Raw genomic sequence first — 25,015 nt, 5'->3', positions numbered from 1 at the left:
ACGCTCCAGGCGCGATCCGGACAGAACCTGTCCAGCCTAATGGGGTTGCCCGATCAATCCTCGGCCGGGTTTCGTCAGGGGTGCGTGGCGTCGTCGGCGGCGGGGTAGGGAGCGACCATGACGAATACGGGGAGAGCGTCAGAAGTGCGGGCCCGACCGGTGATCCTCGCCGTGGTCGCGGTATGGGTGGTGGCCGTCGTGGTCACCCTGGTGAGCTGGTTCGCCGCCGGAGAGGACCGGAACCCGGACTCGGCCGCCGCGTTGGTGCTCGGCGTGGTGCTGCCCGGGGTGGTGGCGGTGGCCATCGCGTACGCCATGGTGCACCTGCTCAACCGACGACGTGCAAAGCGGGGGCAGCGGTGACCGTCGAGGGACGGGCGCCCGATGAGCAGGTGACGCAGAGGCGGGACCGCAGCACCTACGCCGTCGCCGCGCTCGTCGTGGTCGGCACGGCCGTGATGGCCACCGCCGCGATGACGAACGGCGACACCAGGCCGCCCGACCTCCTCGCGACGTTCGGGCTGATGCTCATCCCGCCGCTGGTCGGCGCGGTCGTCGCCCTTACCTTCGGCCGCCGGCTGCCCAGGCGGATGCCCCGGACGGCCGGTGCCGACCCGACGACGCGGCGGCGGATCGCGCAGGCGCTACGCGACGGGTCCACCGACGACCCTCACCTGGACGCGCTGGCACGCAAGGAGGCTCGCACCCGGGTCAGTCAACGCTGGCTGCTGCTCCTGTTCGCGGTAGGTCTCCTCACCCAGGTAGGGCCCCTGGTGAGCCCGGGCCGCCCGTTCGGCCGCCTGCTGGCCGCGCTGCTGATCCTGCTCTGGGGAGGTGCCGCCTGGTGGCGCTGGCGTGGTCTGCGGGAGGCACGCCGCTACCTCGCCGGGCCGCCGAGTCAGCCCTGATCGACACCCAACCCGTGCAGACACGCGATCGGCGCCGAGGGACATCTCCCCCGACGCCGATGCGGTGACATCCGATCTACAGCGTCGGCGGGGTGAACGTGCCGATCGCCGACTCCAACGCGGCGGCCACCCGGTACATCCGGTCGTCGGCCATCGTCGGGGCCATCACCTGCAACCCGACCGGCAGCCCCTCGGAGAGCCCACAGGGCACTGAGATGCCCGGCCCGCCGTACAGGTTCGTCGGAATCGTGTACAGGTCGGCCAGGTACATCTGGTACGGGTCGGCGGTCCGCGCACCCATCGGGAACGCCACCGACGGGGTGGTCGGCGAGATCAGCGCGTCGACCCGCTCGAACGCGGCGGTGAAGTCCCGGGTGATGAGCGTCCGGACCTTCTGCGCCTGCCCGTAGTACGCGTCGTAGTAACCCGACGACAGCGCGTACGTGCCGATCATGATGCGGCGCTTGACCTCCGGGCCGAAGCCGGCCTCCCGGGTCAGCGACATGACCTCCTCCAGCGACCGGTTGCCGTCGTCGCCGACCCGCAGGCCGAACCGGACACCGTCGAACCGGGCCAGGTTGGAGGAGCACTCACTCGGGGCGATCAGGTAGTACGCCGGCAGGGCGTACGCGAACGTCGGGCAGGACACCTCGACGACCTCAGCACCCATCTTGGTCAGCGCGTCCACCGACTCACGGAACGCGGCCATCACGCCCGGCTCGGCGCCCTCGCCGACGAACTCGCTCACGATGCCCAGCCGCACACCGGTCAGGTCGCCGGTAGCGCCGAGCTTCGCCGCCGCCACCACGTCCGGCACCGGCTGCGGGATGGAGGTGGAGTCACGTGGGTCGTGCCCGCCGATCACCTGGTGCAGCAGTGCCGCGTCGAGCACGTTCCGGGCACACGGGCCCGGGGTGTCCAGCGACGAGGAGAAGGCCACCAGCCCGTAACGGGAGGTGCCGCCGTAGGTGGGCTTCGCGCCCACGGTGCCGGTGACCGCGCCGGGCTGGCGGATCGAGCCGCCGGTGTCCGAGCCGATCGCCAGCGGCGCCTCGTACGCGGCCAGCGCGGCGGCGCTGCCACCACCCGAGCCACCCGGGATCCGGCTCAGGTCCCACGGGTTGTGCGTCGGGCCGTACGCCGAGTATTCGGTGGAGGAGCCCATCGCGAACTCGTCCATGTTGGTCTTGCCGAGCATCACCGTGCCGGCCTCCCGCAGCCGCTGCACGATCGTCGCGTCGTACGGCGGGCGCCAACCCTCCAGGATCTTCGACCCCACCGTGGTCGGAATGCCCCGGGTGGCGAGCACGTCCTTGACCGCGACCGGCACACCCGCGAGCGGGCCCAACTCCTCGCCGGCGGCCCGGCGCTCGTCCACCGCGCGTGCCGCGGCGAGCGCGCCCTCGGTGTCGACGTGCAGGAAGGCGTGCACCCGGTCGTCAACCGCGGCGATCCGATCCAGGTGCGCCTGGGTCACCTCGACTGCGGACGTCTCGCCCCCGGCGACCAGGGCCGCGATCTCCGTCGCGGTCATACCGATGAGATCGCTCATGCCGTCACTCCGCTTCGCTCCGTGACGCCATGAGGCACCACGGCGCTGCACTGCTGATTCGCTCGCTGCCGCTCGCTCATGCCGTCACTCCGCTTCGCTCCGTGACGCCATGAGGCACCACGGCGCTGCACTGCTGATTCGCTCGCTGCCGCTCGCTCATGAGGCCACATCCTCGCTCAGGATCCGCGGTACGCGGAACCGCTGGTCCTCGACGTCGGGCGCGCCCGACAGCGCTTCCTCCGGGGTCAGGCACGGCGTGACGACGTCCTCGCGGAAGATGTTGGTCAGCGGCACCGAGTGCGAGGTCGGCGGGATGTCCGCGGCGGCGACCTCGCCGACCTGGGCGACCGCCTGGAGGATCACGTCGAGCTGGCCGGCGAACGTGTCCAGCTCCTCCTCGGTGACGGCGAGCCGCGACAGGCGCGCCAGGTGCGCGACCTCCTCGCGGGAGATGGCGGCCATCCGTGCCCCCTTCTGAATTCCTGCTGGTCGGGCGGTGTGCCGGCCGCGCGACAGGTGGAGCGTGACACGCGGTGACCGCAGCGAGTCTATTGTTCCGCTCCGGTGCCGCGTCCCCGACTCCCCCTCCAGCGACCCTCGTGCCGGGTCAGCGGGTGGGGCGGCGAGCGACATCTGGCTGCGGGTGTCCGCCGGTCGGGCGGACCGGCCGGTACCGGGCCAGCCAGGTGACCAACTCCTCGGCCGGCATCGGCCGGGCGTAGAACCAGCCCTGAGCGGCGTCGCAGCCGGCGGCGTGCAGCATCCGCCAGGTCCGTTCGTCCTCGACACCCTCGGCCACCACCCGCAGCCCCAGCGCGCCGGCCAGCTCGATCATCGACCGGACGATCGCCGCGTCGTCAGCGTCTTCGGCCATGCCGAGGACGAACGACCGGTCCACCTTCACCTCGGACAGCGGCAGGCGGCGCAGGTGCTGAAGCGAGGAGTAGCCGGTACCGAAGTCGTCCAGCGCGATGGCCACCCCGATCCGGTGCAGGCGGGAGATGGTGGCCAGCACCCGGCGCGGATCGGCCATCAACGCGCCCTCGGTGATCTCCACCTGAAGCCGCTCGGCCGGAACCCCATAGCGGGCCAGCCGGTCGGCGATCTGGTCGGCGATCTCGCCGGTGTGCAGATCGCGAACGCTCACGTTGAGCGCCGCGCGCAGGCCGATGCCGGCCGCCGACCACTTGGCGAGCTGCTCCACCACGTCGTCGACGACGCGACGGGTGAGCAGTCGCATCACGGCGCTCTGCTCGGCGACCCGGATGAGTTCCTCCGGATCGACCATGCCCCGCCGGGGGTGCCGCCACCGCAGCAGGGCCTCGACGCCGACCACCTCGCCGGTCGCGATGGCGATCTGCGGCTGGTAGTACATGGTGATTTCCCCGGCGTCGTCGGCCGGCTCATCGTCCGCGTGTGCCCACCCGGTCGAATCGAGTGGCTGCCCAGGCGTACCCGGCCCGACGTCCCGCCGAGCCCCGTTGCGCCCCTTACCCACCGCGCCCCCGTTCGGGGACCGCCGACCGATCCCGCCCCCGGCGCGCCGCTCCCGGACCGGGCCGGAACGGGTGCCGGCGACCGTGGCACGGACGTTGCGGCCCCGGATCGGGTCGGCTCCGGTGGCGATCCGGTTGATCAGCTCATCGGAGTGCACCAGCTCGGCGTCGGTGCGCCGACGGCGTGCCCACCACCGGGCAACTCCCGGCCGTGCTGTGTCGACCGCCGACGCCGGGTCCGCCGCTGGCGCGGACCGGTCCGACGCCTCGGTGGGCAGCGCGCCCTCGGCCGGGGCGCCGGTGGGCAGCGCCGCCCCGTCACCGCCGCGAACCTCCGCCGACGCGACAAGGGGTACGTCGGCAGTCCGCTCGGCGTCGCTCGGCACGCCGTGCCGGCCGTTCCCGTCCAGCTGCGCACCCTCGCCCTGCCCCTGAACCGCCGACTCGGCGTCGGCGTCGAACGGCCCCTCGGCCGAAGGGTTGGTCTCCAGTACGCGGCGCAGGTCGGCGAGGAGGCCGAGTCGCTCGGCGGAGTTGTGGTCGGACTCCGGGGCGTACACGGCCACCGTGTCGTTGCGGTGTTTGGCGTCGTACATCGCGACGTCGGCGTGGCGCATCAGGGTGGCGAAGTCCTCGCCGTGTTCCGGGAAGAGGGCGATCCCGATCGACCCGCCCACGTCCAACGGCAGCCCGTCGAGCGGCACCGGCTCGGCCAGCGCCTGAACCACCCGCTCGGCCAACTCCCGCGCCTGCCCGACGTCGCTCAGCCCGGTCATCACGACGGCGAACTCGTCACCGCCGAGCCTGGCGATCATCTGTGGTCGGGGTTGTATGTCGGTGAGCCGGGCGCTGACCTCGACCAGCAACCGGTCGCCCACGGCGTGCCCGAGGGCGTCGTTGACGTTCTTGAAACGGTCCAGGTCGATCAGCAGGAGCGCGAGCTGCCCGTCGGGTTCACCACGGGCGGTCCGCTCGGCATGCAGGTGCACCTGCTCGGCCACCTCGGTCAGCAGGGCCTTGCGGTTGGGCAGCCCGGTCAGCGGGTCGGCGGCGGCGAGGTGCTGCTGTTCGTTGGTCAACCGCGCCATCCGGTAGACGGCGAAGAGCGGCACCAGCACCAGCGGGATCAGCGCGGCGCTGACCCGCGCCGCCGCGACCAGCACCGGGGCGAGCAGCAGCAGTGAGCCGGTGGAGAGCAACTCGAAGCCGAGGCCCTGGCGGACGGTGGGCCACCAGCGGTCCCCGAACCGCAGGCGCACCGCCCAGCTGACCAGCCCGTAGTTGACGACGAACCAGGCCAGCGCGGCACCGCCGACGGCGGCCACGTCGGTCCAGTGCAACCGCCCACCGGAGAAGATGGTGCCCGAGCCGAGCTGGATCACCCCGTAGGCGGCGGCGAGGGCGCACGCGTACTGGCCGACGTTGAACGCCGTGCGCCACGCGGCGTGCCGCATCCGCCAACCCGAGACGACGACGCCCACCGCCTGCACCACGACCGCCGGGCCGAGACCCCAGCCGAGCAGGATCGCGAAGGTGAAGCAGGTGGACGGGAACACCGCCGACGTCTGCCGGCGCCCCGGTGGCACGAACGGGCGCGCGTCGCAGATCACGGCGAGCGCGGCCATCGTCCAGAACGCCACCGGCAACTCGGACAACTCGCCGGGGAGCGTCGCGAGTGGAACGGCAGCGGTCAGCGCGGCGACCGCCAGGATGCCGGCGACGAAGGCGGCGAACGATGCGACCCGTCCCGCAGGAAGCGAGTTGCGTGGGTCGGCGACCTCCACCACACCTCCCGACCGACCATTGGCGTGCCGGTGCGCCCGCCGTGACCCAATGAAACGCCCTCGGCCCCCAGTTTCCCGGTATGACAGTCACGAATCGGTCGTAGTCGTAATTAAGTTGGTATACGCGGCCAGTCGCCGTGCCCGGCCGCCGGCGGGGTCAGCCGCCCAGCTGAGCGACCTCCCGGGCGGCGTCCGGGCCCGCGTCCAGCAGGAGCCGGAACCCGTCCTCGTCGAGCACCGGCACCTTGAGACTGGCGGCCTTGTCGGCCTTCGACCCGGGGTTGTCCCCCACCACCACGAAGCTCGTCTTCTTGGAGACCGACCCGCTGACCTTGCCGCCCCGGCTCTGCACGGCCTCGGCGGCCTGGTCACGCGAATAACCGGCGAGGGTGCCGGTCACCACCACGGTCAACCCCTCCAACGGGCGCGGCCCCTCGTCGACCGCCTCCTCGGCCATCCGTACGCCGGCCTCGGCCCACTTGCGGACCACCTCGCGGTGCCAGTCCACAGCGAACCACTCCCGGATGCTGGCCGCGATGGTCGGCCCGACCCCGTCGACGGAGGACAGCTCCTCCTCGGTGGCCGCGTCGATGGCGTCCATCGAGCGGAAGTGCCGGGCGAGCGCCTGGGCCGCGGTCGGGCCGACGTGCCGGATGGAGAGCGCCACCAGCACCCGCCACAGGTCCCGTTCCCGGGCGACCGCGAGATTGTCCAGCAACTTGGTGGCGTTGCTGCCCAGGCTGCCGTCCTTGTTGACGAAGAACGGCGACCGGGACAGCTGCTCGGCGTCGAGCTGGAAGAGGTCGCCCTCGTCGCTGATGATCTCCGCGTCGAGCAGGGCGGCGGCGCCCTTGTAGCCGAGCACCTCGATGTCGAACCCACCCCGCCCGGCGAGGTGGAACACCCGCTCCCGCAACTGCGCCGGGCAGCTGCGGGTGTTGGGGCAACGGATGTCCACGTCGCCCTCCTTTGACGGTGCGAGCGGGGTGCCGCAGGCCGGGCAACTGGTCGGCATGACGAACGGCCGGGCGTCGGCGGGCCGCAGGTCGACCACCGGGCCGAGCACCTCGGGGATCACGTCGCCGGCCTTGCGCAGCACCACCGTGTCGCCGATCAGCACCCCCTTGCGCTCCACCTCGCGGGCGTTGTGCAGGGTGGCGAGCGCGACAGTGGAACCGGCCACGCGCACCGGCTCGAGCACGGCGAACGGGGTGACCCGGCCGGTGCGCCCCACATTCACGTCGATGTCGAGCAGCTTGGTGGTGACCTCCTCCGGCGGGTACTTGAAGGCGATCGCCCACCGCGGGGCACGACTGGTGGACCCGAGCCGGCCCTGGATGGAGACCGGGTCGACCTTGACCACCACGCCGTCGATCTCGTGCTCGACGTCGTGCCGGTGCTCGGCGTAGTAGGCGATGAACTCCGCCACGCCGGCCAGGTCCGGGACGACCCGCCACCGGTCGCTGGTCGGCAGCCCCCACGACTTGAGTGCCGCGTACGACTCGGACTGCGCCGTGGGCTGGAACCCACGGCGGGCGCCGATGCCGTGCACCACCAGACGCAGCGGCCGGGTGGCGGTGACCCGTGGATCCTTCTGTCGAAGGCTGCCGGCGGCGGCGTTGCGGGGGTTGGCGAAGGGTGCCTTGCCCTGCTCCACCAGACCCGCGTTGAGATCGGCGAACGCGGCGATCGGGAAGTAGATCTCGCCCCGGACCTCCACCAGCTCGGGAACGTCCGGGAATTCGCCGGACGGGACGAGCTGGCCGGGCACGTCCCGAATGCTGCGCACGTTTGCCGTGACGTCCTCACCGGTGCGCCCGTCGCCGCGGGTGGCGGCTCGGACCAGCCGGCCGTTCTCGTAGGTCAGGTTGATCGCCAGCCCGTCGACCTTCAGCTCGCACAGGTAGGGCACCGGGCCGCCCGCGTCCCGTTCGACCCGCTCGGCCCAGGCCGCCAGCTCCTCGTCGGCGAAGGCGTTGTCGAGCGAGAGCATCCGTTCGGCATGGGTGACCGGGGTGAAGTCGGTGGAGAACGTGCCACCCACCCGTTGTGTCGGCGAGTCGGGCGTCCGCAGCGCCGGAAACTCCGCCTCCAGTGCCTCCAGCTCGCGCAACTGCCTGTCGAAATCGGCGTCGGGGATGGTCGGCGCGTCCAGCACGTAGTAGCGGTACTGGTGTTCGGTCAACTCCTGACTGAGCGCGGCATGCCGTTCCCGGGCCTGCGGCGTCGGCTCAGCCCCGGCCGCCGCCTCCTGCGCCGGGCTGACCTGCTGACCGATCTGTTCCTCGGACACACCGCCACCTTCGGACACGCCTGCGACCTCCCTGATCACGCTACTCCGGCACCGTATCGGGCCGGTGGGACAATCCGCCGCCCACCCGCGCCCGAAGCGACCCCGCCCTCAGCCGCATCCGATGATCACGTGATGCCCGGTAGCCGTCGACGGGACGGCCCAGCTACCGACCATTGAGTGACAGCCGGCATCGCGTCGGCGAGGTGCGCGTGCAGAGCGGCGGTGGGACGGCCGCGGTGTGGTTGGCGGGCGGCACGGGCGGCGGCGTGCAAGGATCGCCGGACGGTGCGACCGGCTGGTCGCCGGGACGCGGAGGTACGGATGCGCGAGGCACTGCTCTGGGCGGTGGCGATCCTGCTGGCCGTCACCGCCGGCTGGGCGTGGAACAGTTGGCGGCACCGGGTGGCCAACCGGCGTCCGGGCACCCGGCCGGGTCGGGGCGGCACCGGTGGCCGCCGTTCCACCCCGCCGCGGCCCCGTGGCGCCGAACGGCCGTCCACCAAACCCCGCTCGCGCGACACCGACCGGCACGGCGACGCCCCGGCGCCCGGTGAGATCTGGTGGGCCGACGTGCCGTACGCCGACGGCAGCGGGTCGAAGGTGCGCCCGTGCCTGGTGCTGCGCGCCGACTCCCGGGGCGCCGACGTCCTGAAGATCACCAGCCAGGACAAGAGCGACCGGGACGACCACGTGCGGATTCCCACGCGGGACTGGGACCCGGGCGCGGAGCACGACAGCTACCTCAGCCTCACCGAGCCGATCCGACTCAGCTCGGCCGCCTTCGCCGACCACGCCGGCCGTTGCGACGCCGACCTGTGGCGAAAAGTGCGCAGCCTGCGCCACCTCCCCACCTCCTGACCACCGTCGTGGCCGGCCGCCGACCACCCCTCCCCATCCTCGCGACCGGGCGCCGGTCATGATCAACTAGGGTTCCCGAAAGTCGCGGTGTCCCGAGCTCCCGGATGCCCCGATTTACAGAAACCCGAGTTGATCATGACTGCCCGACCGCGCCGGTCGGGCAGGCCGCGCCCGGATCAGTCCCAGGCCGTGCCGAGCGTGGCCAGCTGGTCCGCGTACTCGATGCGGTTGACCCATTCGTGCGGCCAGGCGGTCATGCCGACGGCCGCGCCCACGAACGCGCCGGCCAGGGCGGCGATCGAGTCAGAGTCGCCGGCGGTGGTCGCGCCCCGGGCCAGCGCCGCGACCGGGTCGTCGGCGTGCCGTACGGCGCAGAGCAGCGCGGTGGCCAGCGCCTCCTCGGCCACCCAGCCCTCCCCGGTGGCCTGGCACGGGTCGCCACCGTCGTCCGGCTGCGCCAGAGTGTCTGTCAGTCGGCCCAGCACCGCCAGGCACTCGTCCCAGCCCCGCGCGATGAACTCCTCCGGCGTGCCGACCCCCGGGCGCTGCCAGAGGTCGCCCAGCCACCGCTCCCGGTAGACCAGGCGCTGGGACAGCGCCCGCTCGGTAAGCAGCGCGGGAAGGTCGGGCAGCGAGGCGCCCGTGCGCAGCGCGAAGACCGCGTACGCGGTGAGTTCGCTGGCGGCCAGCCCGGTCGGGTGGCCGTGGGTCAGCCCGGCCTGCAACTGGGCCAACCCGGCGAGCGTGTCGAGGTCCACGTCGAGCAACCCGACCGGGGTGACCCGCATGTTGGCCCCGCAGCCCTTCGAGCCGACCACCGTCGCCTCCTGCCAGCGCACCCCACGGCTCAGCTCGGCGCAGGCGCGCAGGCAGGTCATGCCCGGGGCACGGTTGTTGTCCGGGCTGACCGCCCAGGCCAGGAAGCGTTGCCGCAGCAGTGGCTCCACCGCCTCAGGCGTGAACGACGGCGCCTCGTGCAGCGCCCAACCCACCGCCAGCGCCATCTGGGTGTCGTCGGTGACCAGTGCGGGCTCGCCGACCAGCTCGCGTGGACCGGTCGGGCCGTACCGGCGCTCGATCTCGGCGACGGTCAGGAACTCGGTCGGCTTGCCCAGCGCGTCACCGTAGGCGAGGCCGAAGAGCGAACCGGAGGCGCGAAGCGCAGAGGTGTGGATCACGGCGGCAATGATGCCCCGCCGCCGCAACCCACGGCTCAGTCCCAGCAGAGGCAGAACGGGTGGCCGGCCGGATCGGCATAGACCCGGAAGCCCTCGCCCTCACCTGGCAGCCGCCGCGCACCCAGCGCGAGCGCCGCCTTCTCGGCGGCCTCGATGTCGTCCACCGTCACGTCGAGGTGGAACTGCTGTGGGCGCTCGGGATCCGGCCAGGCCGGTGGGCGCAGGTTGAGCGCCTGTTGGAAGGCGAGGCGCGGCTGGTGACCGGGTGGGCCGCCCAGCACCACCCAGTCGTCATCGGAGTTGCCCTCGGCGAGCGGCACGCCGAGCAGTTCGGCGTAGAACGCCGCCAACGCCCGCGGATCCGGGCAGTCGATCACCACTGAACGCAGCTGTCCAATCATGACCGTCATCCTGCCCACCGGGTACGACAGGAAACCTCAGGCCTCGGCGAGGCGCCGGACGGCGTCGCGGCACGCGGCGAGCACTGCCCGCGCGTACTCCGGAGTGGCGCCGGCGAGGCCGCAGGCCGGGGTGACCACCACCTGCTCGGCGAGTTGGCGACGAGGGAAGCCGAGGCGGTCCCAGACCTGGCGTACCCGGTCGGCGATCTGCGCGGAGGTCGGCGCGCCACCGGCCGACGGCGGCCGGGTCGGCGCGGCCCCGGCCAGCAACCCGAGGCCGGCGTCGATCGCCTCGCCCAGCGGGTCGAGTTTGGTGACCAGGTCCAGGTCGAGGGCGACCGCGACGGCGCCGGCGGAGCGGATCAGCTCCAGCGGTACGTCCGGGGCGCAGCAGTGCACCAGCGTCGGCACGCCGACCGCCTCGACGACCGCGCGCAGCAGGGCGGCGGCGTCCACCGACTCGACCGCCCGGTACGCGCCCAGACCGCTCTCGGTCGGCACCCGCCCGGCCAGCACGGTCGGCAGTGACGGCTCGTCCAGTTGCAGCAGCACCGATGCCTGGGGCAGCCTGCGGGCGACCGCCGCGACGTGCGCGCGCAGCCCTTCGGCGAGGGAGCCGGTCAGGTCGCGGACCGCGCCGGGATCGCGCAGCAGTCGGCCACCGATCGGCAACTCCAGGGAGGCGGCCAGCGTGAGCGGGCCGGCGGCCTGCACCTTGATCGGCCCGGCGTACCCCTCGGCCTGCTCGGCGAGCTGGTCCAGGTCGCGTTCCATCAGGTCACGGGCCCGGCGCAGGTCGCGGCCCGGGCGTGGGGCGACCCGCCACCGCCCCGCGTACACCTCGACCGGCAGCTCGACGAGCAGCCCGGCGGACCGGCCGATCATGTCCGCTCCGGGGCCACGGGCCGGCAACTCGGACAGGTGCGGCAGCTCGGGAAGCTCACCGAGGACCACCCGCTGAGCCTCGCCGATGTCGGTGCCGGGCAGCGAGCCGATTCCGGTTGCCGCGCCGGCCGGCCAGGGCCACGCCTGATCTGTCACGGGCGAAGGCTATCCCGCGAACACCCGGGGTGTGCGGTCAGCCGGTGATGGTCGCGGAGCCGAGGACCACGTCGCCGGCCGGGTCCGGTCGGTACGCCACCACGGCCTGACCGGCGGCGACGCCGCGTACCGGTCGGCGCAGCTCGGCGTGCAGCCGGTCACCGTCGAGGGCGACGGTCGCCGGCACCACCTCGCCGTGCGCGCGCAACTGCACCTCACACTCGACCGGGGCGTCCGGACGGGCGCCGCCGGTCCAGACCGGACGTACGGCGTGCACGTCGGACACATCCAGGGCCTCGGCCGGGCCGACCGTCACCGTGTTGGTCTTCGGCGTGATGGAGAGCACGTAGCGTGGCCGACCGTCGGGGGCGGGCCGGTCCAGGTGCAGCCCGCGACGTTGCCCCACCGTGTACGCGTACGCACCGCTGTGACTGCCGACGACCGCGCCGGTGGACGCGTCCACCACGTCGCCGGGCGCCTCACCGAGCCGACCGGCCAGGAAGCCGCGGGTGTCCCCGTCGGCGATGAAGCAGATGTCGTGTGAGTCCGGCTTGTCGGCCACGGCCAGGCCACGCTCGGCGGCCTCGGCGCGGACCTGCGCCTTGGTCGAGTCACCGAGCGGGAAGATCGACCGGTCGAGCTGCTCGCGGGTGAGCACGGCGAGCACGTACGACTGGTCCTTGGCCAGGTCGACACTGCGCCGCAGCAGCCCGTCCGCGCCGAGGCGGGCGTGGTGCCCGGTCACCACCGCGTCGAAGCCCAGGGCCACCGCCCGGTCCAGCACCGCCGCGAACTTGATCTTCTCGTTGCAGCGCAGGCAGGGGTTCGGCGTACGACCGGCGGCGTACTCGGCGACGAAGTCGTCGACCACGTCCTCGTGGAAGCGGTCGGCCATGTCCCACACGTAGAACGGGATGCCGATCACGTCGGCCGCCCGCCGGGCGTCCCGGGAGTCCTCCAGGGTGCAGCAGCCGCGCGCCCCGGTCCGATAGGTCTGTGGGTTGCGGGCGAGCGCCAGGTGCACGCCGGTCACATCGTGCCCGGCGGCCACCGCCCGCGCCGCCGCCACGGCCGAGTCAACCCCACCCGACATCGCCGCCAGAACCCTCACCGACCCACTCCCTTCCCCGTCCCCACCCGTTCCCCCACAACAACCCTATCCACCAGCCCCGAACCCCCCGCCACCCCACAAACCCAACCCCAAACCCAAACCCAAACCCAAACCCAAACCCAACCCAGCCCACGCCCACGCGATCTTGCACTTTCTGCTGCGACATATGCCGCACAAGACGCGAACAGACGACCGAAAGTGCAAGATCGCGGAAATCAGGGGGTGGGGGCGAGGGGGTTAGCGGGGAGTGCGGAGGGCTGCGGCCCGGCGGGCTCGGTCGACCGCTGCCGGGAGGGCCGCGATGAGGGCGTCGATGTCGGCCTGGGTGCTGGTGTGGCCCAGGGTGAAACGCAGCGAGGAGCGGGCGCGGTCGTCGTCGGCGCCCATCGCCAGCAGCACGTGCGAGGGCTGGGCCACCCCTGCCGAGCAGGCGGAGCCGGTCGAGCAGGCGATCCCCTGCGCGTCGAGCAGGAGCAACAGCGCGTCGCCCTCACAGCCGGGAAAGGAGAAATGCGCGTTGCCGGGCAGCCGGTCGGTCGGGTCACCGTTGTAGACCACCTCGGGCACCGCCTGGCGGACCCGCTCGATCAGGTCGTCGCGGAGCGCGGCCACCCGGGCCGCGTACTCCTGCTGGCCCTTCACGGCCGTCTCCACCGCGACCGCGAAGGCGACGATGCCGGCGGTGTCGAGGGTGCCGGAGCGGATGTCGCGTTCCTGGCCGCCGCCGTGCAGCAGCGGCGTGGCCGGCACGTCCCGGGCGAGCAGCAGCGCGCCCACCCCGGTCGGGCCGCCCAACTTGTGCCCGGTGACGGTCAGCGCGGCGACCCCACTGGCCCCGAAGTCGACGGGCACCTGACCGACCGCCTGGATGGCGTCGGTGTGGAAGGGCACACCGTGTTCGGCGGCGACGGCAGCCAGCTCGGCCACCGGCTGGACGGTGCCCACCTCGTTGTTCGCCCACATCGCGGTGACCACGGCCACCTGGTCGGCGTGCGCGGCCAACTCGGCATGCAGGGTCTGCGGGTCGAGCCGACCGACGGCGTCCACCGGCAGCCAGCCGACCTCGGCGCCCTCGTGCTGGGCCAGCCAGTCGACAGCGTCCAGCACCGCGTGGTGCTCAACGGCGCTGGAGACCACCCGGCGGCGGTCGGGCCGGGCTGCTCGGCGGGCCCAGAAGATGCCCTTGACCGCGAGGTTGTCGCTCTCCGTGCCACCACCGGTGAAGATCACCTCAGAGGGCCGGGCGCCCAGCACCGCGGCCACCCGTTCGCGTGACTCTTCGACCCGGCGGCGGGCACGGCGGCCCGCCGCGTGCAGGGAGGACGCGTTGCCGACCTCGCGGGCGGTAGCGACGTACGCCTCCAGTGCCTCGTCGAGCATGGGAGTCGTCGCCGCGTGATCCAGGTAAGCCATCGCCGTTCAGCGTACGGCCGACACCTTGGGGACCGGATGCCGGAGGGGACCGCACGCAATGGGCCGGGGTGGAAACTCCACCCCGGCCCGATGCGCGGACCCGCTCAGGCGGGCACCGCGGTGACGACGATGTTGTCGCGGTACTTGCGCGCCTTGGCGTCGAACGGCCCACCACAGGTGATCAGTGTCAGCCGCGGCTTGCCGTCGCGGGCGAAGTAGCGCTCCAACGGAATCTTGGTCTTGTCGTACTCCTCCCGGGCCACGACCCGGTACTTGCGGGCCTCGCCATCACTGCCGGTCGCGGTCAGGGTGTCGCCCTGATCGAGCTCCCGCAGCCGGAAGAACGCGCCCTTGCCCTGCTGGGCGCTGTCCACGTGACCAGCGATGACGATCGAGCCGGCTTCCGCCTCCAGGCCGGGCCCGTACCGGTACCAGCCGATCTTGTCGACGCTCGGTGGCACCTCGAAATCGTTGGTCCGCTTGTTGATGCCGACCGCGTTGATCGTGGCGGTGACGTCGATCGCCGGGATCACCAGCCGCACCGGCGGGACGATCTCCGCCCCGGCCGGCAGTTCGCCGACGGTCACCGGGACAGACTGGCCATCGGCCGCGCTGGCCGACGGGGTCGGGGTGGCGGTCGCGAGGTTGGCCGCCTCGTCGCCGCCCACGTCCTCGGCCGGCTGGGAGCCGCACGCCACGAGCGTGGCGACGGTGAGCGCGGCAACGCCGGCGGCCAGGGCCGCCAGCGCGCCGCGATTGCGCACCGTCACTTGCGGCCGGTCCGCGCGGTCGCCATCCGCACCCCACCACCAAGCAGCAGGAGTACGCCGGCACCGGTGAGCACGTACCACCAGGTGTCCACGCCCGTGCCGGCCTGGCCGCCGTCACCGCTGGGCACGCCGCCCGGGGCGGAGTGCAGGCCGGTGATGGTCTGCGCCACCACGTCGAGGGTCTTGCCCTCGGCGGAGCCGATCGCGTAGACGATCGTGGCGGTGCCCTCCTTGAGGTTGAGGTCCGCCGGGCCGATGGCCACGGTGTCGGTGCCGGCCAGCACCACGTCCGCCTTGACCTCGCCCGCGTCGACGTCGCCCTTGGCCTCGTTCGGGTTGGTCAGGTCCTCGAAGACCGGGGTGCCACCGGCGCGGACGTCGACCGCCGGGGCGGCGGCGGTGTGCCGGACGATCAACCGGGCCTTACCGGCGTCGACCTTCGAGACGTCGTTCACGAACGGAGTGATCTTCGGCTGGCCGGCGGCGTCGAGGTGGGCCGCGATGCTGATGTTCGCACCGCCCGGCACCGCGGCGTTGTCGACCTTGAGGATCGCGCTGCCGATCGGCTCGCCCGGCTTGGTGAGCGCGATGTCGTAGTCGCCCTCCTCCAGGTTCAGCGGGCCGGCGACGTCGCCGGGCTTGAAGTTGTCCAGCGTCTTCTTGCCGTTGACGTAGACGTCGACCGGGGTGTCCGGGATGCCGTGCACGACGGAGACCTTCGACGTGGCGGCGTACGCGGGGCCGGCGGTGAGGGCACCGACACCGGCGAAGGCCAGCGCGGCGACCGCGCCGCCCGCGGCGACCCGACGGAAGTACGAGAACTGCATGTCTGCCTCCTGATATTTGGTGCTGATTCGTCAGGCCTGGCTTGCAGAACGGGTTACGCCGGCTGTCGGACGGGTGGATGCGCCCCGGAGGCACTTTTCTTTTCCGGCCCAGACCGCATCCGGAAGGGGGTCGGGAGACGAAGAGCTGGTGAGATGACTTCGACCGGGGAAGTGGGGCGGGGACTGTGCCAGCTACAGTCGGGCATGCCCCATCGAAGGCGAGCCGCCTGATGACGGCGCTCCAACAGGAACCGGACCCTCCGGTGGACGACCTCGACCGCAGGTTCCGCGCCGGTGACGACGTGGCGCTCCGCGAGGCGTACGACCGCTACGGCCGCGCCGTGCACCACCTGGCCACGTCCATGCTGGCGAACCGCAGCGACGCCGAGGACGTCACCCAGGCGACGTTCGTCGCCGCCTGGCTGGGTCGCGACACGTTCGACCCGGCCAAGGGGTCGCTGATCGGCTGGTTGCTCGGCATCGGCCGGCGGAAGGTGATCGACCGGATGCGCGCCTCGGCCCGGGAGACCCGGGTGGTGGAGACGGTCCGACAGTTGCCCGAGCCGGCGCAGACCGAGCCCGATCCGGACCGCGTGGTGGACCGGTTGGTGATCGCCGACGAGCTGGCTCGTCTCCCGGACGACCAGCGACGGATGCTGGAGCTGGCCTTCTACGACGACCTGACACACCAGCAGATAGCCGCGGTGACGGGCGTGCCGTTGGGCACTGTGAAGAGTCACATCCGACGCGGTATGGCGAGCTTGAAGCGCAGATGGGAGGTGGACGGTGCAGCACCTGGACCACGACCGGCTGGTATTTCTGGCACTCGGTGAGAGCGAGGCGGACAACGGGGAGAGCACCCACCTCGGCACCTGCGCGCTCTGCCGGGCCGAGATCGCGAGCCTTCAGCTGGTGGCGGGGCTCGGCACCGAGACGCAGGGCCTGGCCGACCTGCCCGACCCGCCGGAGCACGTCTGGCAGGGCATCGAAGCCCAGGTCAGGGCCGCGGAGGCCGGACCGTTGCTGACCGAGACCCGTCGACACCGGGTGCCCGAGCAGGCCGACACCACGACGACCGAGCAGACCTTCGGCGCGGCGGCCGGGTCGACGGTGACCCGACTGGACCCGGCACGGCGATCCCGTCGACGTCGCGGCTGGTCCGGTTGGGTGGCCACCGCGGTGACCGCGGCCGCCGCCGCGGCGGTCGGCGTGGTGGGCACCGTCTCGGTCCTCCGACCGGACGACCCGGCGCCCACCCCGGCGCCGGTGGTGGTGGCGAGCGCGCCGCTGGCGGCGTACGGGGCGACCCCGCCGACGGCCAAGGGTGACGCCCGGGTTTTGAAGGACGGCCAACTACATCTGCATGTGGCGAATCTCCCGAGCGTCGCGGGGTACTACGAGGTCTGGCTCATCAATCCGACGACGATGGAGATGTTCTCGGTCGGCACCCTGGGTGGCGGCTCGGACGCGCTGCTACCCCTGCCCCCGAATGTCGACCTCAAGAGCTACTCGGTGGTCGACGTCTCCGCCGAGCAGTACGACAACAACACCCGCCACTCCGGCGACAGCCTGCTGAGGGGCTCCCTGACGGGCTGATCGGCGGGCCGGCTCAGCTCCCCGGCTCGCCGATCAGCTCCCCATACGGCAGTGGCCGCCCGTTCGCACGGGCGGCCACTGACGTATCGCTGGCTTACTTGCGCTTGCGGATCTCCTCGGCGGCCTGCGGGACGATCTTGAACAGGTCGCCCACCACCCCGAAGTCGGCCAGCTCGAAGATCGGCGCCTCGCCGTCCTTGTTGACCGCGACGATGGTCTTCGAGGTCTGCATGCCGGCCCGGTGCTGGATGGCACCGGAGATGCCGAGGGCGACGTAGAGCTGCGGGGAGACCGTCTTACCGGTCTGGCCCACCTGGAACTGGTGTGGGTAGAAGCCGGAGTCGACGGCCGCGCGGGACGCGCCGACAGCGCCGCCGAGCAGGTCGGCCAGCTCCTCGACCAGCTTGAAGTTGTCGGCGTTGCCGACGCCCCGACCGCCGGAGACGACCACACCGGCCTCGGTCAGCTCGGGGCGGGAGCCCTTCTGCTCGGCGACCCGCTCGAGGACCTTGGCCAGCTTGTCGGTGTCGGTGACCGACACGCTGAGCTGCTCGATCGCCGGGGTGGCCGCCGCCGGGGCGGGGGTGACCGAGTTGGGTCGGACGGTGACCAACGGCAGGCCCTTGGTGACCTTGGACTTGACGATGGTGGAGCCGGCGAAGGCGACCTGGGTCGCGGTGCCGTCGGCGTCCAGACCGACCACGTCGGTCAGGATGCCGTTGTCGAGCTTCACGGCGAGCCGGGCGGCGATCTCCTTGCCCTCCTGAGCCGACGCCAGCAGCACGGCGGCCGGCTGCACCCGCTTGACCAACTCGGCCAGCACTGTCGCCTTGGGGGCCACCAGGTAGCCGTCGATCTCGTCACCCTCGGCCGCGTAGATCTTCTCCGCGCCGTACTCGCCCAGCTTGCCGCTCAGCGCCTCGGCTGCGCCGGCGCCGCCCAGCACCACCGCGCTCGGGGTGCCCAGCTCACGCGCGAGGGTGAGCATTTCCAGGGTGACCTTCTTGACGCCGAATTCCTTGGTGGCTTCGACGACGACGAGAACCTCGGACATGTCAGACCCCCCTCTCACACGAACTTCTCGGTGGCGAGGAACTCGACCAGCTTGACGCCGCCCTCGCCCTCATCAGTGATCTTGGCGCCGCCGGAGCGCGGGGGGCGCTTGGTGTGTTCGACGACGGCACTGGTGGCGCCGTCGAAGCCCACCTCGTCGGCCGCGACCCCGAGCTCGGCCAGCGAGAGCGTCTGCACCGGCTTCTTCTTGGCGGCCATGATGCCCTTGAAGGAGGGGTAGCGCGGCTCGTTGATGGTGTCCCAGACGGAGACCACGGCCGGGGTGGCAGCGGTGACCACCTCGTAGCCCTCCTCGGTCTGCCGCTCGACGGTCAGCGTCGCGCCGTCGACCGTGAGCTTGCGGGCACCGGTGAGCGCCGCGACGCCCAGTCGCTCGGCGATCATGTGCGGCATGACCTGGACCCGGCCGTCGGTGGACTCTGCACCGCAGATGACCAGGTCGGCATTGAGCTGACCGAGAGCGGCGGCGAGCACCTTCGAGGTGGCGACGGCGCACGAGCCGTGCAGGGCGTCGTCCAGCACGTGCACGGCCTTGTCCGGGCCCATGGAGAGCGCCTTGCGGATCGACTCGGTCGCCCGGTCCGGACCCATGGTCAGGATGGTGACCTCGCCGCCGTGCGCCTCCTTGATCTTGAGGGCCTCCTCGATGGCGTACTCGTCCATCTCGTTGATCACGTTGTTCGCCGAACCGCGGTCGACGGTGTTGTCGTCATTGCGCAGGTTGCGGTCCGCGCCCGAATCAGGCACCTGCTTGACGAGTACGACGATGTTCATCGCGCTTCGACGACCCTCCTGTGTGGTGTTGCGATTCGCTCGCCCGGTATGGGGCGCAGCGTCGCGCGTCGGTCGACGTCAGGTCAACCGCGGGCGGTTGTGCAGTTGCCCACGGCACAATGTTACCTGCCAGTAGGTTGCGCTCCCGCAGCACTCAGAGTGACACAGCTCACCGACGCGCGGCCGGTCAGGCCGGCTCGGCCAACGCGACCCGGATCTGGTCGATGGCCGCCGCCTCGGTGGGCGCCACTCCGTCGTGCGCGCGGGCCACCCGATCCGCCGCGGCCAACACCAGTTCGCGGTACGCGTCCACGTCCCGTGGGCACTTCTCGCGCAGGATCCGCACCGCCTGCCCCAGCGCCGGCAGCACCACCGACTCGATCTCCAGCTGCGAGTCCCGGGGAAGTCGCGGCAGCGGGCCGGTCGTCAACGCCTCCTTGACCGTGCCACTGGCGTCGGCCAGCGCGCCGGACGCGGCGATGCTCTCCCGGATCACCCCCAGGACACCGGGGTCGGCGTTGGAGACCAGGAAGACGGCACCGAAGGCACCGGTCTTGAGGGTCAACCGCTCCTCGTCCGTCAACCGCTGCTCCATGATCACGGAGTGTAGACGTACGGGGTGGTGGTGGTGACCGGGACGAGGCCGAGTCGCTCCAGGATCGGCCGGCTGTCCTCGGAACAGTCGACCTGCATGAGCGTCCGACCCCGCTGCTCGGCCAGCCGCGCCCGGTAGTTGACCAGCGCCCGGTAGATGCCCCTGCGCCGCCACTGCGGCAGGGTCGAGCCACCCCACAGCGTGGCGAAGCCGGTGTTCGCCGGGAACCGCACCCAGCCGGCGCTCACCACCGTCCCGCCCGCCTCGGCCACCACCACCGTGATCGAGTTCGAGTCGGCGTCGATCTCCTTGGCCAGCCCCCACACGAGGTGCGAACGGTCCGCCTGCCAGACCTCCTCCTCCATGGCGGCGATCCGCTCCAGGTCCTCCCGGGCGGTCACCTCACGCAGGCGTAACCCCTCGGGAACGACCGGCAGCGCGGCGGCCAGCGGGGCGACCGGGCCGACCACGACGGTCTCCCGGTCCTCCGGCACGAAGCCGGCTGCCCGCAGGCGGTCCGCCAGGTCCGCCGGTTCGTCGTGCTCGTTGAGCTTCCACTCCGCCGACTCGCCCCGCTCGCCGCACAACCGCACCTGCCGGGCGATCAGCTCGTCCAGCGCGTCGCCGGTCAACCCACCCAGGTCGCGATAGGTGATGAAGCCACCGGAGTCGAGCCCGGAGATCCGGACCAGCGGCCCGTCCCGCTCCACCGTCACGCCGGCCGGAACCGGGTCGGGGATCTCCGGACGGAGTTGGTTGTCGTAGGCGTCACGCAGCGTCTGTACGTCGAGATCAGTCACCGGACCAGGCTAAGCGGGATGGGAAGCGGATAATCTCCCACTGTGTGGGAGGCGATCAGACGGTGGTTCGACCCGGCGGAGCGGGGCTCGGTCGGTGAAACACCGGACTACCGCTTCTCCCTGGCCAATGAACGGACCTTCCTCGCCTGGCTGCGCACCGGGTTGGCACTGGTCGGAGGCGGGTTGGCCGCCGCGCAGTTCCTGCCGCCCCTGCCGATGAGCCACCTGCGCGAGGTGATCGCGGTGGCGTTGCTGCTGCTCGGCGCGGCGGTCGCGATCCGCGCGGTGGACCACTGGGCGCGTACCGAGCGGGCCATCCGGCTCGGTCAGGAACTGCCCGCGTCCCGGTTCCCCGCCATCCTGGCGCTCGCCGTCGGCGTCGGCGCGTTGCTGCTGGTGGGCGCCGTCCTGCTGCGGGCGGTCGGCGGGCGGTGAGCACCGGACGCGACCCGGGGCTGCAACCGGAGCGGACCCGGCTGGCCTGGCGGCGCACCCTGCTCACGGTGACCGTGGTGACCGTGCTCGCCGTCCGGCTGGCGTCGACCGGCGACCCGACCGGTGCGCTGATCGCCGGCGGCACCGTTCTGGTGTGGGGCGCCCTGCTGGTGCTCTGCTGGCCCAGGGGCACTGGCACCGGTCCTGCCCGCACCGGCGGCCGGACACTGCCCCTGGTCACGGTGGGCACGGTGGTGCTGGCGTTACTCGGAGTGCTGCTGGTCCTGCGCGGACTAGGGTGACGCGATCCGGTGCGTCATCATGGGTGCATGGCCCGGCTTGGCGTACTCCTCTTCCTGGTGCAGATTGTCCTCGCCGTCTGCGCGCTGATCAGCTGTCTCTCCGCCGAGGAGGGCCAGATCCGCGCCCTTCCCCGGATCGCCTGGGTGCTGATCATCTTGTTCTTCCCGCTGGTCGGCTCGATCGCCTGGTTCATCGTCGGCCGGGAGCCCAGCAACGGCGCCCGCAAGGGCTGGCCGGGCGTCACCGGCGGCGGCGAGCGGCAGCGCCCTCGGCCGGTGGCCCCCGACGACGACCCGGAGTTCCTGCGCTCCGTCGAGGAACGCGCCCAGCAGCAGGACCAGGAGCTGTTCCAACGCTGGGAGGAAGACCTGCGGCGACGCGAGGACGATCTGCGCCGCCGCGACGGTGAGCCGCCGCGCGGGGGCGACCGACCGGAGGTGTGAGCGCGCCGCCGCCGGCGCAGGAGCGACGGCGGCGGCGGGTGCGACTCAGGCCAGGTTCGACGACCGGGGGTACGCGTCGGTCGGGTCGGTGAGCACGTTCACCAGGTACGGCACCCCGGAGTCGAACGCCCGCTGGAGCGCCGGGCCCAGGTCGGCCGCCTTGGCGACCGTCTCCCCCGCCCCGCCGAGCGCACTGACCACCGTGTCGTACCGCAGCTCCGGCTGGAGGTCGGCGGCCACGTCGTAGCCGTACATGGCCCGCATCGGGTGCTTCTCCAGCCCCCAGATGCCGTTGTTGCCGACGACGATCACCACCGGCAGCTTCTGGCGGACCAGCGACTCGACGTCCATCAGCGAGAAGCCGGCCGCGCCGTCGCCCATCAGCACGCAGATCTGCCGGTCCGGGTGACTGACCCGGGCGCCCATCGCGTAACCCATGCCGGTGCCCAGGCAGCCGTACGGGCCCGGGTCCAGCCACGTGCCGGGCTGGGCCGGCTCCAGGTACCGCCCGGCGTACGACACGAAGTCGCCGCCGTCGCCGATGGTGATCGCGTCCGGGGCGAGCGCCCGACGCAGCTCGCCGTAGATCCGGGCCGGGCGGATCGGGTCGGTCTCGGCGGCCATCTCCGCGGCGTCCCGAGCCTTCGCCGCGTCCTCGGCGACGCGCAGATCGGCGATCCAGTCGGAGTGGTCGGCCCGGTCACCGGAGTGATCGGCCAGCGCGGACAGGATCAGACGCAGGTCACCGGCGGGGGCGACGGCCGGCTGCACGTGCGTCGCCCGCTGGCCGGGGGCGTCGACGATGTGCACCACCTTGGCGTCACCGAAGTCACCGAAGCTGAGCCGGAAGTCCAGCGGGGTGCCCACCACCACGACCACGTCGGCACCGGAGAGCGCGGCCCGGCGGGCCTTGGCGAACGCCAGCGGGTGCTCCGGCGGGAGCGAGCCGCGGCCCATGCCGTTGGTGAAGACCGGCACCTGCAACGCCTCGGCCGCCTCGCGCAGCGCGGCGACCGCGTCGCCCGCGTACACGTCGGAGCCGGCGATGATGACCGGCCGCTGCGCCCCGGCGATGAGCATCGCGGCGCGGCCGACCTCCTCCGGGTCCGGGGCGATCGGGTCGACACCGGTCACGGTCGGCAGCTCGGCCTCGGCGACCGAGAAGACCGTCTCCAGCGGAAAGTCGAGGAAGGCCGGGCCGCGGTGCGGGGTGAGCGCGGCGTTCAGCGCCGCACCCACCGCACGCGGGATGTCGTCGGTGCTGAACACCGTCTCGGCGTGCTTGGTGACCGGACTGACCAGCGGCAGGTGGTCCATTTCCTGGAGGCTGCCCGAGCCCCAGCGGAACGCTGGCGCCCGCCCGCCGAGCACCAGCACCGGTGAAGCGTTGAAGAACGCGCTGGTCATGCCGGAGATGCCGTTGGTGACACCGGGCCCGGCGGTGAGCACGGCGAGGCCGGGGCGGCGCTGGAGCTTGGCCACCGCCTCGGCGGCGAAGACCGCGGACTGCTCGTGCCGGACGTCGTAGATCGGGAAGTCCGTCTTGTACGCGGCGTCGTAGAGCGGGAAGACATGCCCACCGGACAGCGTGAACATCTCCCGTACGCCGTGCGCGCGTAGTGCCGCGAGCGCCAACTCGCCGCCGTGACCCTCGATCCGCTCCGTCATGTCGCTCCCATCGTCCGTGGCCGGGATCACAGGTTACCGGCCAGTCACTTGGCCCTGCGACCGCGGCCCCGGCCGGTGGACGTTGCCGAGGCCACGGACCGTCGGGCCGGGAAGCGACGGATCAGCGGCCGGTGAAACCCGGCTTGCGCTTCTCGACGAAGGCCGCCATGCCCTCGCGCCGGTCGTCGGTGGCGAACAGCGCCGCGAAGAGCTGACTCTCCCAGGCCAGGCCCGAGTTCAGGTCCATGTCCAGGCCGCCGTCGACCGCCAGCTTCGCCGCGCGCAGCGCCTGCACCGGCCCGGTCAGGTACGGCTTCACGTAGGCGACCGCGGCCTCGTAGACCTCGGCGGCAGGGACCACCCGGTCGGCCAGGCCGATGCGCAGCGCCTCCTCGGCGTCGACCATCCGGCCCGTCATGATCAGATCCTTGGCGCGGGCCGGGCCGACCAGGCGGGCCAGCCGCTGGGTGCCGCCGGCACCCGGGATGATGCCGAGCTTGATCTCCGGCTGGCCGAGCTTGGCGTCCTCGGCCACGATCCGCCAGTCACAGGCCAACGCCAGCTCACAGCCGCCGCCGAGGGCATACCCGGTGATCGCGGCGACCACCGGCTTGGGGATCCGGGCGATCGCGCCGAGCGCGCTGGACAGGTTCGCCGCCCGGTCGGCCATGTCCACGTAGGACATGTCGGCCATCTGCTTGATGTCGGCGCCGGCGGCGAAGACCTTCTCCCCGCCGTACACGATGACCGCGCGGACCTCGGGATCGGCGGTGGCCGCCGTCGCGGCGGCGCGCAACTCCTCCTGCACCTGGGTGTTGAGCGCGTTCATCGGCGGCCGCTCCAGCCGGATCGTGCCGATGCCGTCAGTGGTCTCCAGCCGAACGAACTCGCCCACGCTGCCCTCACTTCCTCGTCGAAGTCGCGTGCCAACCTTACGACCCGGCTCGTTTGGGTAAGTAGTGTGGTGTCAGCCCCGTGGGCGGGAGTCCAGCCATGATCACGTATTACGACGACAGGTCGGTGCAGGTCACCTCCACCACCGTCCGTGTCGACGGTCGCAGCTACGAGCTGGCCGACATCACCATGATCTGGCACCGCCGGGGCACCCGTTCCTGGCGTGTGCTGGTGGGACGGGGTGCGATCGGCGCCGCACTCGCCGGCCCGCTGGTCGCGGCGGTGCTCGGCATCGGCGTGGCCGTCTGGCTGCACCGCTCACCCACCGTGACGATCGCGATCGTCGGCGCGTCGGTGCTGGTCGGGTTGGCCGTCGGGCCGGTCGCCGACTTCCTCTTCGAACACCTGGACCGCTCGTACGCCCGGGGCAGCCGCCAACTGGAGATGTGGGCCCGTTGGCGGGGTCAGCCGGTGCGTCTGCTGCGCACCGGTGACGCGCTGCGCTTCGGGCAGATCTACCGGGCGGTGCAGCGCGCGGTGGAGCACAGCCAGCCGGCCCACCCCATCACGCGCCGCTAGCCAGCCTGGTTCCGCTTCACGTCCCGACCTGACCCGGGCCGGCCGTTACCGGTGGAACCTGCGCAGCGACGGCGCTCGCCAGCCGGGCGCAGCAGGCGCAGGCGCAGCAAGCGCCGGCGCGGGGGCGGGCGCAGCAAGCGCCGGCGCGGGGGCGGGCGCAGCAAGCGCCGGCGCGGGGGCGGGCGCAGCAAGCGCCGGCGCGGGGGCGGGCGCAGCAAGCGC

26 protein-coding genes are annotated in these 25,015 nt (G+C 72.2%); 9 read left to right on the top strand and 17 right to left on the bottom strand.

Annotated elements, in window-relative coordinates:
- The first annotated feature begins 117 nt into the window (after positions 1 to 117).
- Both ACFYP0_RS27210 and ACFYP0_RS27205 read left to right on the top strand, forming a co-directional pair.
- A complete protein-coding gene (locus tag ACFYP0_RS27210; protein ID WP_124859760.1) occupies positions 118 to 363 on the top strand; it encodes a hypothetical protein in 246 nt (81 codons plus the stop codon).
- Between the two features lie 29 nt (positions 364 to 392).
- Positions 393 to 908, top strand: coding sequence for a hypothetical protein (locus tag ACFYP0_RS27205; RefSeq protein ID WP_355498574.1), 516 nt, complete (start codon positions 393 to 395; stop codon positions 906 to 908).
- Between the two features lie 76 nt (positions 909 to 984).
- Here the strand turns inward: ACFYP0_RS27205 and gatA are convergent, their stop codons facing one another.
- The 4 genes from gatA to ligA form a co-directional block, all read right to left on the bottom strand.
- Positions 985 to 2,460, bottom strand: coding sequence for an Asp-tRNA(Asn)/Glu-tRNA(Gln) amidotransferase subunit GatA (gene gatA / locus ACFYP0_RS27200; protein WP_356976199.1), 1,476 nt, complete (start codon positions 2,458 to 2,460; stop codon positions 985 to 987).
- Between the two features lie 156 nt (positions 2,461 to 2,616).
- Positions 2,617 to 2,922, bottom strand: coding sequence for an Asp-tRNA(Asn)/Glu-tRNA(Gln) amidotransferase subunit GatC (gene gatC, locus ACFYP0_RS27195; protein WP_355498578.1), 306 nt, complete (start codon positions 2,920 to 2,922; stop codon positions 2,617 to 2,619).
- Positions 2,923 to 3,067: 145 nt separating this feature from the next.
- Positions 3,068 to 5,740: an EAL domain-containing protein gene (locus tag ACFYP0_RS27190; RefSeq protein ID WP_355498581.1), complete on the bottom strand. Its 2,673-nt coding sequence runs from the start codon at positions 5,738 to 5,740 to the stop codon at positions 3,068 to 3,070.
- A 157-nt stretch (positions 5,741 to 5,897) separates the two neighbouring features.
- Entirely contained in the window at positions 5,898 to 8,033 is a 2,136-nt protein-coding gene (gene ligA / locus ACFYP0_RS27185) for an NAD-dependent DNA ligase LigA (RefSeq protein WP_386998016.1), read from the bottom strand.
- Between the two features lie 285 nt (positions 8,034 to 8,318).
- Here ligA and ACFYP0_RS27180 point away from each other — a divergent pair, with 285 nt between their 5' ends.
- Complete coding sequence (locus ACFYP0_RS27180) at positions 8,319 to 8,891, top strand: type II toxin-antitoxin system PemK/MazF family toxin (RefSeq protein WP_355498584.1); 573 nt, start codon at positions 8,319 to 8,321, stop codon at positions 8,889 to 8,891.
- A 176-nt stretch (positions 8,892 to 9,067) separates the two neighbouring features.
- Here the strand turns inward: ACFYP0_RS27180 and ACFYP0_RS27175 are convergent, their stop codons facing one another.
- The 7 genes from ACFYP0_RS27175 to ACFYP0_RS27145 all read right to left on the bottom strand — a co-directional run bounded on the left by ACFYP0_RS27175 (position 9,068) and on the right by ACFYP0_RS27145 (position 15,632).
- The gene (locus ACFYP0_RS27175; protein WP_386998095.1) at positions 9,068 to 10,078 is read right to left on the bottom strand and encodes an ADP-ribosylglycohydrolase family protein; all 1,011 of its coding nucleotides are present in this window, start codon (positions 10,076 to 10,078) and stop codon (positions 9,068 to 9,070) included.
- Between the two features lie 26 nt (positions 10,079 to 10,104).
- Positions 10,105 to 10,470 (bottom strand): VOC family protein, encoded by a 366-nt coding sequence (locus ACFYP0_RS27170; RefSeq protein ID WP_181518643.1) that lies wholly within the window; start codon positions 10,468 to 10,470, stop codon positions 10,105 to 10,107.
- Between the two features lie 36 nt (positions 10,471 to 10,506).
- Positions 10,507 to 11,511: a methionine synthase gene (locus tag ACFYP0_RS27165; RefSeq protein ID WP_386998013.1), complete on the bottom strand. Its 1,005-nt coding sequence runs from the start codon at positions 11,509 to 11,511 to the stop codon at positions 10,507 to 10,509.
- Positions 11,512 to 11,548: 37 nt separating this feature from the next.
- Positions 11,549 to 12,622, bottom strand: a complete 1,074-nt coding sequence (mnmA, locus tag ACFYP0_RS27160) for a tRNA 2-thiouridine(34) synthase MnmA (protein ID WP_181549021.1) — start codon at positions 12,620 to 12,622, stop codon at positions 11,549 to 11,551.
- Positions 12,623 to 12,859: 237 nt separating this feature from the next.
- The gene (locus tag ACFYP0_RS27155) at positions 12,860 to 14,035 is read right to left on the bottom strand and encodes a cysteine desulfurase family protein (RefSeq protein ID WP_355498594.1); all 1,176 of its coding nucleotides are present in this window, start codon (positions 14,033 to 14,035) and stop codon (positions 12,860 to 12,862) included.
- A 104-nt stretch (positions 14,036 to 14,139) separates the two neighbouring features.
- Positions 14,140 to 14,805, bottom strand: a complete 666-nt coding sequence (locus ACFYP0_RS27150; RefSeq protein ID WP_355498597.1) for a class F sortase — start codon at positions 14,803 to 14,805, stop codon at positions 14,140 to 14,142.
- Positions 14,802 to 15,632, bottom strand: a complete 831-nt coding sequence (locus ACFYP0_RS27145) for a DUF4397 domain-containing protein (RefSeq protein WP_124862307.1) — start codon at positions 15,630 to 15,632, stop codon at positions 14,802 to 14,804. Before ACFYP0_RS27145 ends, ACFYP0_RS27150 begins: the two co-directional genes overlap by 4 nt.
- 230 nt (positions 15,633 to 15,862) lie before the next feature.
- Between ACFYP0_RS27145 and ACFYP0_RS27140 the strand changes: the two genes are divergently transcribed.
- Positions 15,863 to 16,465: an RNA polymerase sigma factor gene (locus tag ACFYP0_RS27140; RefSeq protein WP_355498600.1), complete on the top strand. Its 603-nt coding sequence runs from the start codon at positions 15,863 to 15,865 to the stop codon at positions 16,463 to 16,465.
- Positions 16,419 to 17,228 carry an anti-sigma factor gene (locus ACFYP0_RS27135; RefSeq protein ID WP_355498601.1) on the top strand — a complete coding sequence of 270 codons (810 nt, stop codon included), beginning with the start codon at positions 16,419 to 16,421 and terminating at the stop codon, positions 17,226 to 17,228. The genes ACFYP0_RS27140 and ACFYP0_RS27135 overlap by 47 nt, the downstream gene beginning before the upstream one ends.
- Positions 17,229 to 17,322: 94 nt before the next feature.
- Here the strand turns inward: ACFYP0_RS27135 and ACFYP0_RS27130 are convergent, their stop codons facing one another.
- The 4 genes from ACFYP0_RS27130 to ACFYP0_RS27115 all read right to left on the bottom strand — a co-directional run bounded on the left by ACFYP0_RS27130 (position 17,323) and on the right by ACFYP0_RS27115 (position 20,471).
- The gene (locus ACFYP0_RS27130; RefSeq protein WP_355498603.1) at positions 17,323 to 18,282 is read right to left on the bottom strand and encodes an electron transfer flavoprotein subunit alpha/FixB family protein; all 960 of its coding nucleotides are present in this window, start codon (positions 18,280 to 18,282) and stop codon (positions 17,323 to 17,325) included.
- Between the two features lie 14 nt (positions 18,283 to 18,296).
- The gene (locus ACFYP0_RS27125) at positions 18,297 to 19,076 is read right to left on the bottom strand and encodes an electron transfer flavoprotein subunit beta/FixA family protein (RefSeq protein ID WP_124862320.1); all 780 of its coding nucleotides are present in this window, start codon (positions 19,074 to 19,076) and stop codon (positions 18,297 to 18,299) included.
- A 187-nt stretch (positions 19,077 to 19,263) separates the two neighbouring features.
- Positions 19,264 to 19,677, bottom strand: coding sequence for a hypothetical protein (locus tag ACFYP0_RS27120; protein WP_124862323.1), 414 nt, complete (start codon positions 19,675 to 19,677; stop codon positions 19,264 to 19,266).
- Positions 19,674 to 20,471, bottom strand: coding sequence for a GNAT family N-acetyltransferase (locus ACFYP0_RS27115; RefSeq protein ID WP_355498605.1), 798 nt, complete (start codon positions 20,469 to 20,471; stop codon positions 19,674 to 19,676). Before ACFYP0_RS27115 ends, ACFYP0_RS27120 begins: the two co-directional genes overlap by 4 nt.
- 42 nt (positions 20,472 to 20,513) lie before the next feature.
- On the opposite strand from ACFYP0_RS27115, the gene ACFYP0_RS27110 reads away from it, so the two are divergent.
- From ACFYP0_RS27110 to ACFYP0_RS27100, 3 genes are read left to right on the top strand one after another with little or no spacing between them, the layout of a single operon-like run.
- On the top strand, positions 20,514 to 20,906 hold the full coding sequence (locus tag ACFYP0_RS27110) for a YidH family protein (protein ID WP_124862329.1): 393 nt from the start codon (positions 20,514 to 20,516) through the stop codon (positions 20,904 to 20,906).
- The gene (locus ACFYP0_RS27105) at positions 20,903 to 21,208 is read left to right on the top strand and encodes a DUF202 domain-containing protein (RefSeq protein WP_355498608.1); all 306 of its coding nucleotides are present in this window, start codon (positions 20,903 to 20,905) and stop codon (positions 21,206 to 21,208) included. Before ACFYP0_RS27110 ends, ACFYP0_RS27105 begins: the two co-directional genes overlap by 4 nt.
- 27 nt (positions 21,209 to 21,235) lie before the next feature.
- On the top strand, positions 21,236 to 21,652 hold the full coding sequence (locus ACFYP0_RS27100; protein WP_124862335.1) for a PLD nuclease N-terminal domain-containing protein: 417 nt from the start codon (positions 21,236 to 21,238) through the stop codon (positions 21,650 to 21,652).
- A 45-nt stretch (positions 21,653 to 21,697) separates the two neighbouring features.
- Here the strand turns inward: ACFYP0_RS27100 and ACFYP0_RS27095 are convergent, their stop codons facing one another.
- Positions 21,698 to 23,320, bottom strand: a complete 1,623-nt coding sequence (locus ACFYP0_RS27095) for an acetolactate synthase (protein ID WP_124862338.1) — start codon at positions 23,318 to 23,320, stop codon at positions 21,698 to 21,700.
- A gap of 121 nt (positions 23,321 to 23,441) precedes the next feature.
- Positions 23,442 to 24,215 carry an enoyl-CoA hydratase-related protein gene (locus ACFYP0_RS27090; RefSeq protein ID WP_355005364.1) on the bottom strand — a complete coding sequence of 258 codons (774 nt, stop codon included), beginning with the start codon at positions 24,213 to 24,215 and terminating at the stop codon, positions 23,442 to 23,444.
- A gap of 98 nt (positions 24,216 to 24,313) precedes the next feature.
- Between ACFYP0_RS27090 and ACFYP0_RS27085 the strand changes: the two genes are divergently transcribed.
- Positions 24,314 to 24,793: a DUF6232 family protein gene (locus ACFYP0_RS27085; protein ID WP_355498610.1), complete on the top strand. Its 480-nt coding sequence runs from the start codon at positions 24,314 to 24,316 to the stop codon at positions 24,791 to 24,793.
- Positions 24,794 to 25,015: the final 222 nt, after the last annotated feature.

The organism is Micromonospora arida, from assembly GCF_042873195.1.
Lineage (GTDB): Bacteria > Actinomycetota > Actinomycetes > Mycobacteriales > Micromonosporaceae > Micromonospora > Micromonospora arida.
This window is presented reverse-complemented; position numbering and strand designations above follow the sequence as displayed.

Excerpts from the sequence above, each read along its gene's own strand:
- ACFYP0_RS27125 (WP_124862320.1), bottom strand. The coding sequence starts at position 19,076 with ATGAACATCGTCGTACTCGTCAAGCAGGTGCCTGATTCGGGCGCGGAC.
- ACFYP0_RS27155 (WP_355498594.1), bottom strand. The coding sequence starts at position 14,035 with ATGGCTTACCTGGATCACGCGGCGACGACTCCCATGCTCGACGAGGCA.
- ACFYP0_RS27170 (WP_181518643.1), bottom strand. The coding sequence starts at position 10,470 with ATGATTGGACAGCTGCGTTCAGTGGTGATCGACTGCCCGGATCCGCGG.
- ACFYP0_RS27210 (WP_124859760.1), top strand. The coding sequence starts at position 118 with ATGACGAATACGGGGAGAGCGTCAGAAGTGCGGGCCCGACCGGTGATC.
- ACFYP0_RS27100 (WP_124862335.1), top strand. The coding sequence starts at position 21,236 with ATGGCCCGGCTTGGCGTACTCCTCTTCCTGGTGCAGATTGTCCTCGCC.
- ACFYP0_RS27145 (WP_124862307.1), bottom strand. The coding sequence starts at position 15,632 with ATGCAGTTCTCGTACTTCCGTCGGGTCGCCGCGGGCGGCGCGGTCGCC.
- ACFYP0_RS27140 (WP_355498600.1), top strand. The coding sequence starts at position 15,863 with ATGACGGCGCTCCAACAGGAACCGGACCCTCCGGTGGACGACCTCGAC.
- ACFYP0_RS27095 (WP_124862338.1), bottom strand. The coding sequence starts at position 23,320 with ATGACGGAGCGGATCGAGGGTCACGGCGGCGAGTTGGCGCTCGCGGCA.
- gatC (WP_355498578.1), bottom strand. The coding sequence starts at position 2,922 with ATGGCCGCCATCTCCCGCGAGGAGGTCGCGCACCTGGCGCGCCTGTCG.
- ACFYP0_RS27130 (WP_355498603.1), bottom strand. The coding sequence starts at position 18,282 with ATGTCCGAGGTTCTCGTCGTCGTCGAAGCCACCAAGGAATTCGGCGTC.
- gatA (WP_356976199.1), bottom strand. The coding sequence starts at position 2,460 with ATGAGCGATCTCATCGGTATGACCGCGACGGAGATCGCGGCCCTGGTC.
- ACFYP0_RS27085 (WP_355498610.1), top strand. The coding sequence starts at position 24,314 with ATGATCACGTATTACGACGACAGGTCGGTGCAGGTCACCTCCACCACC.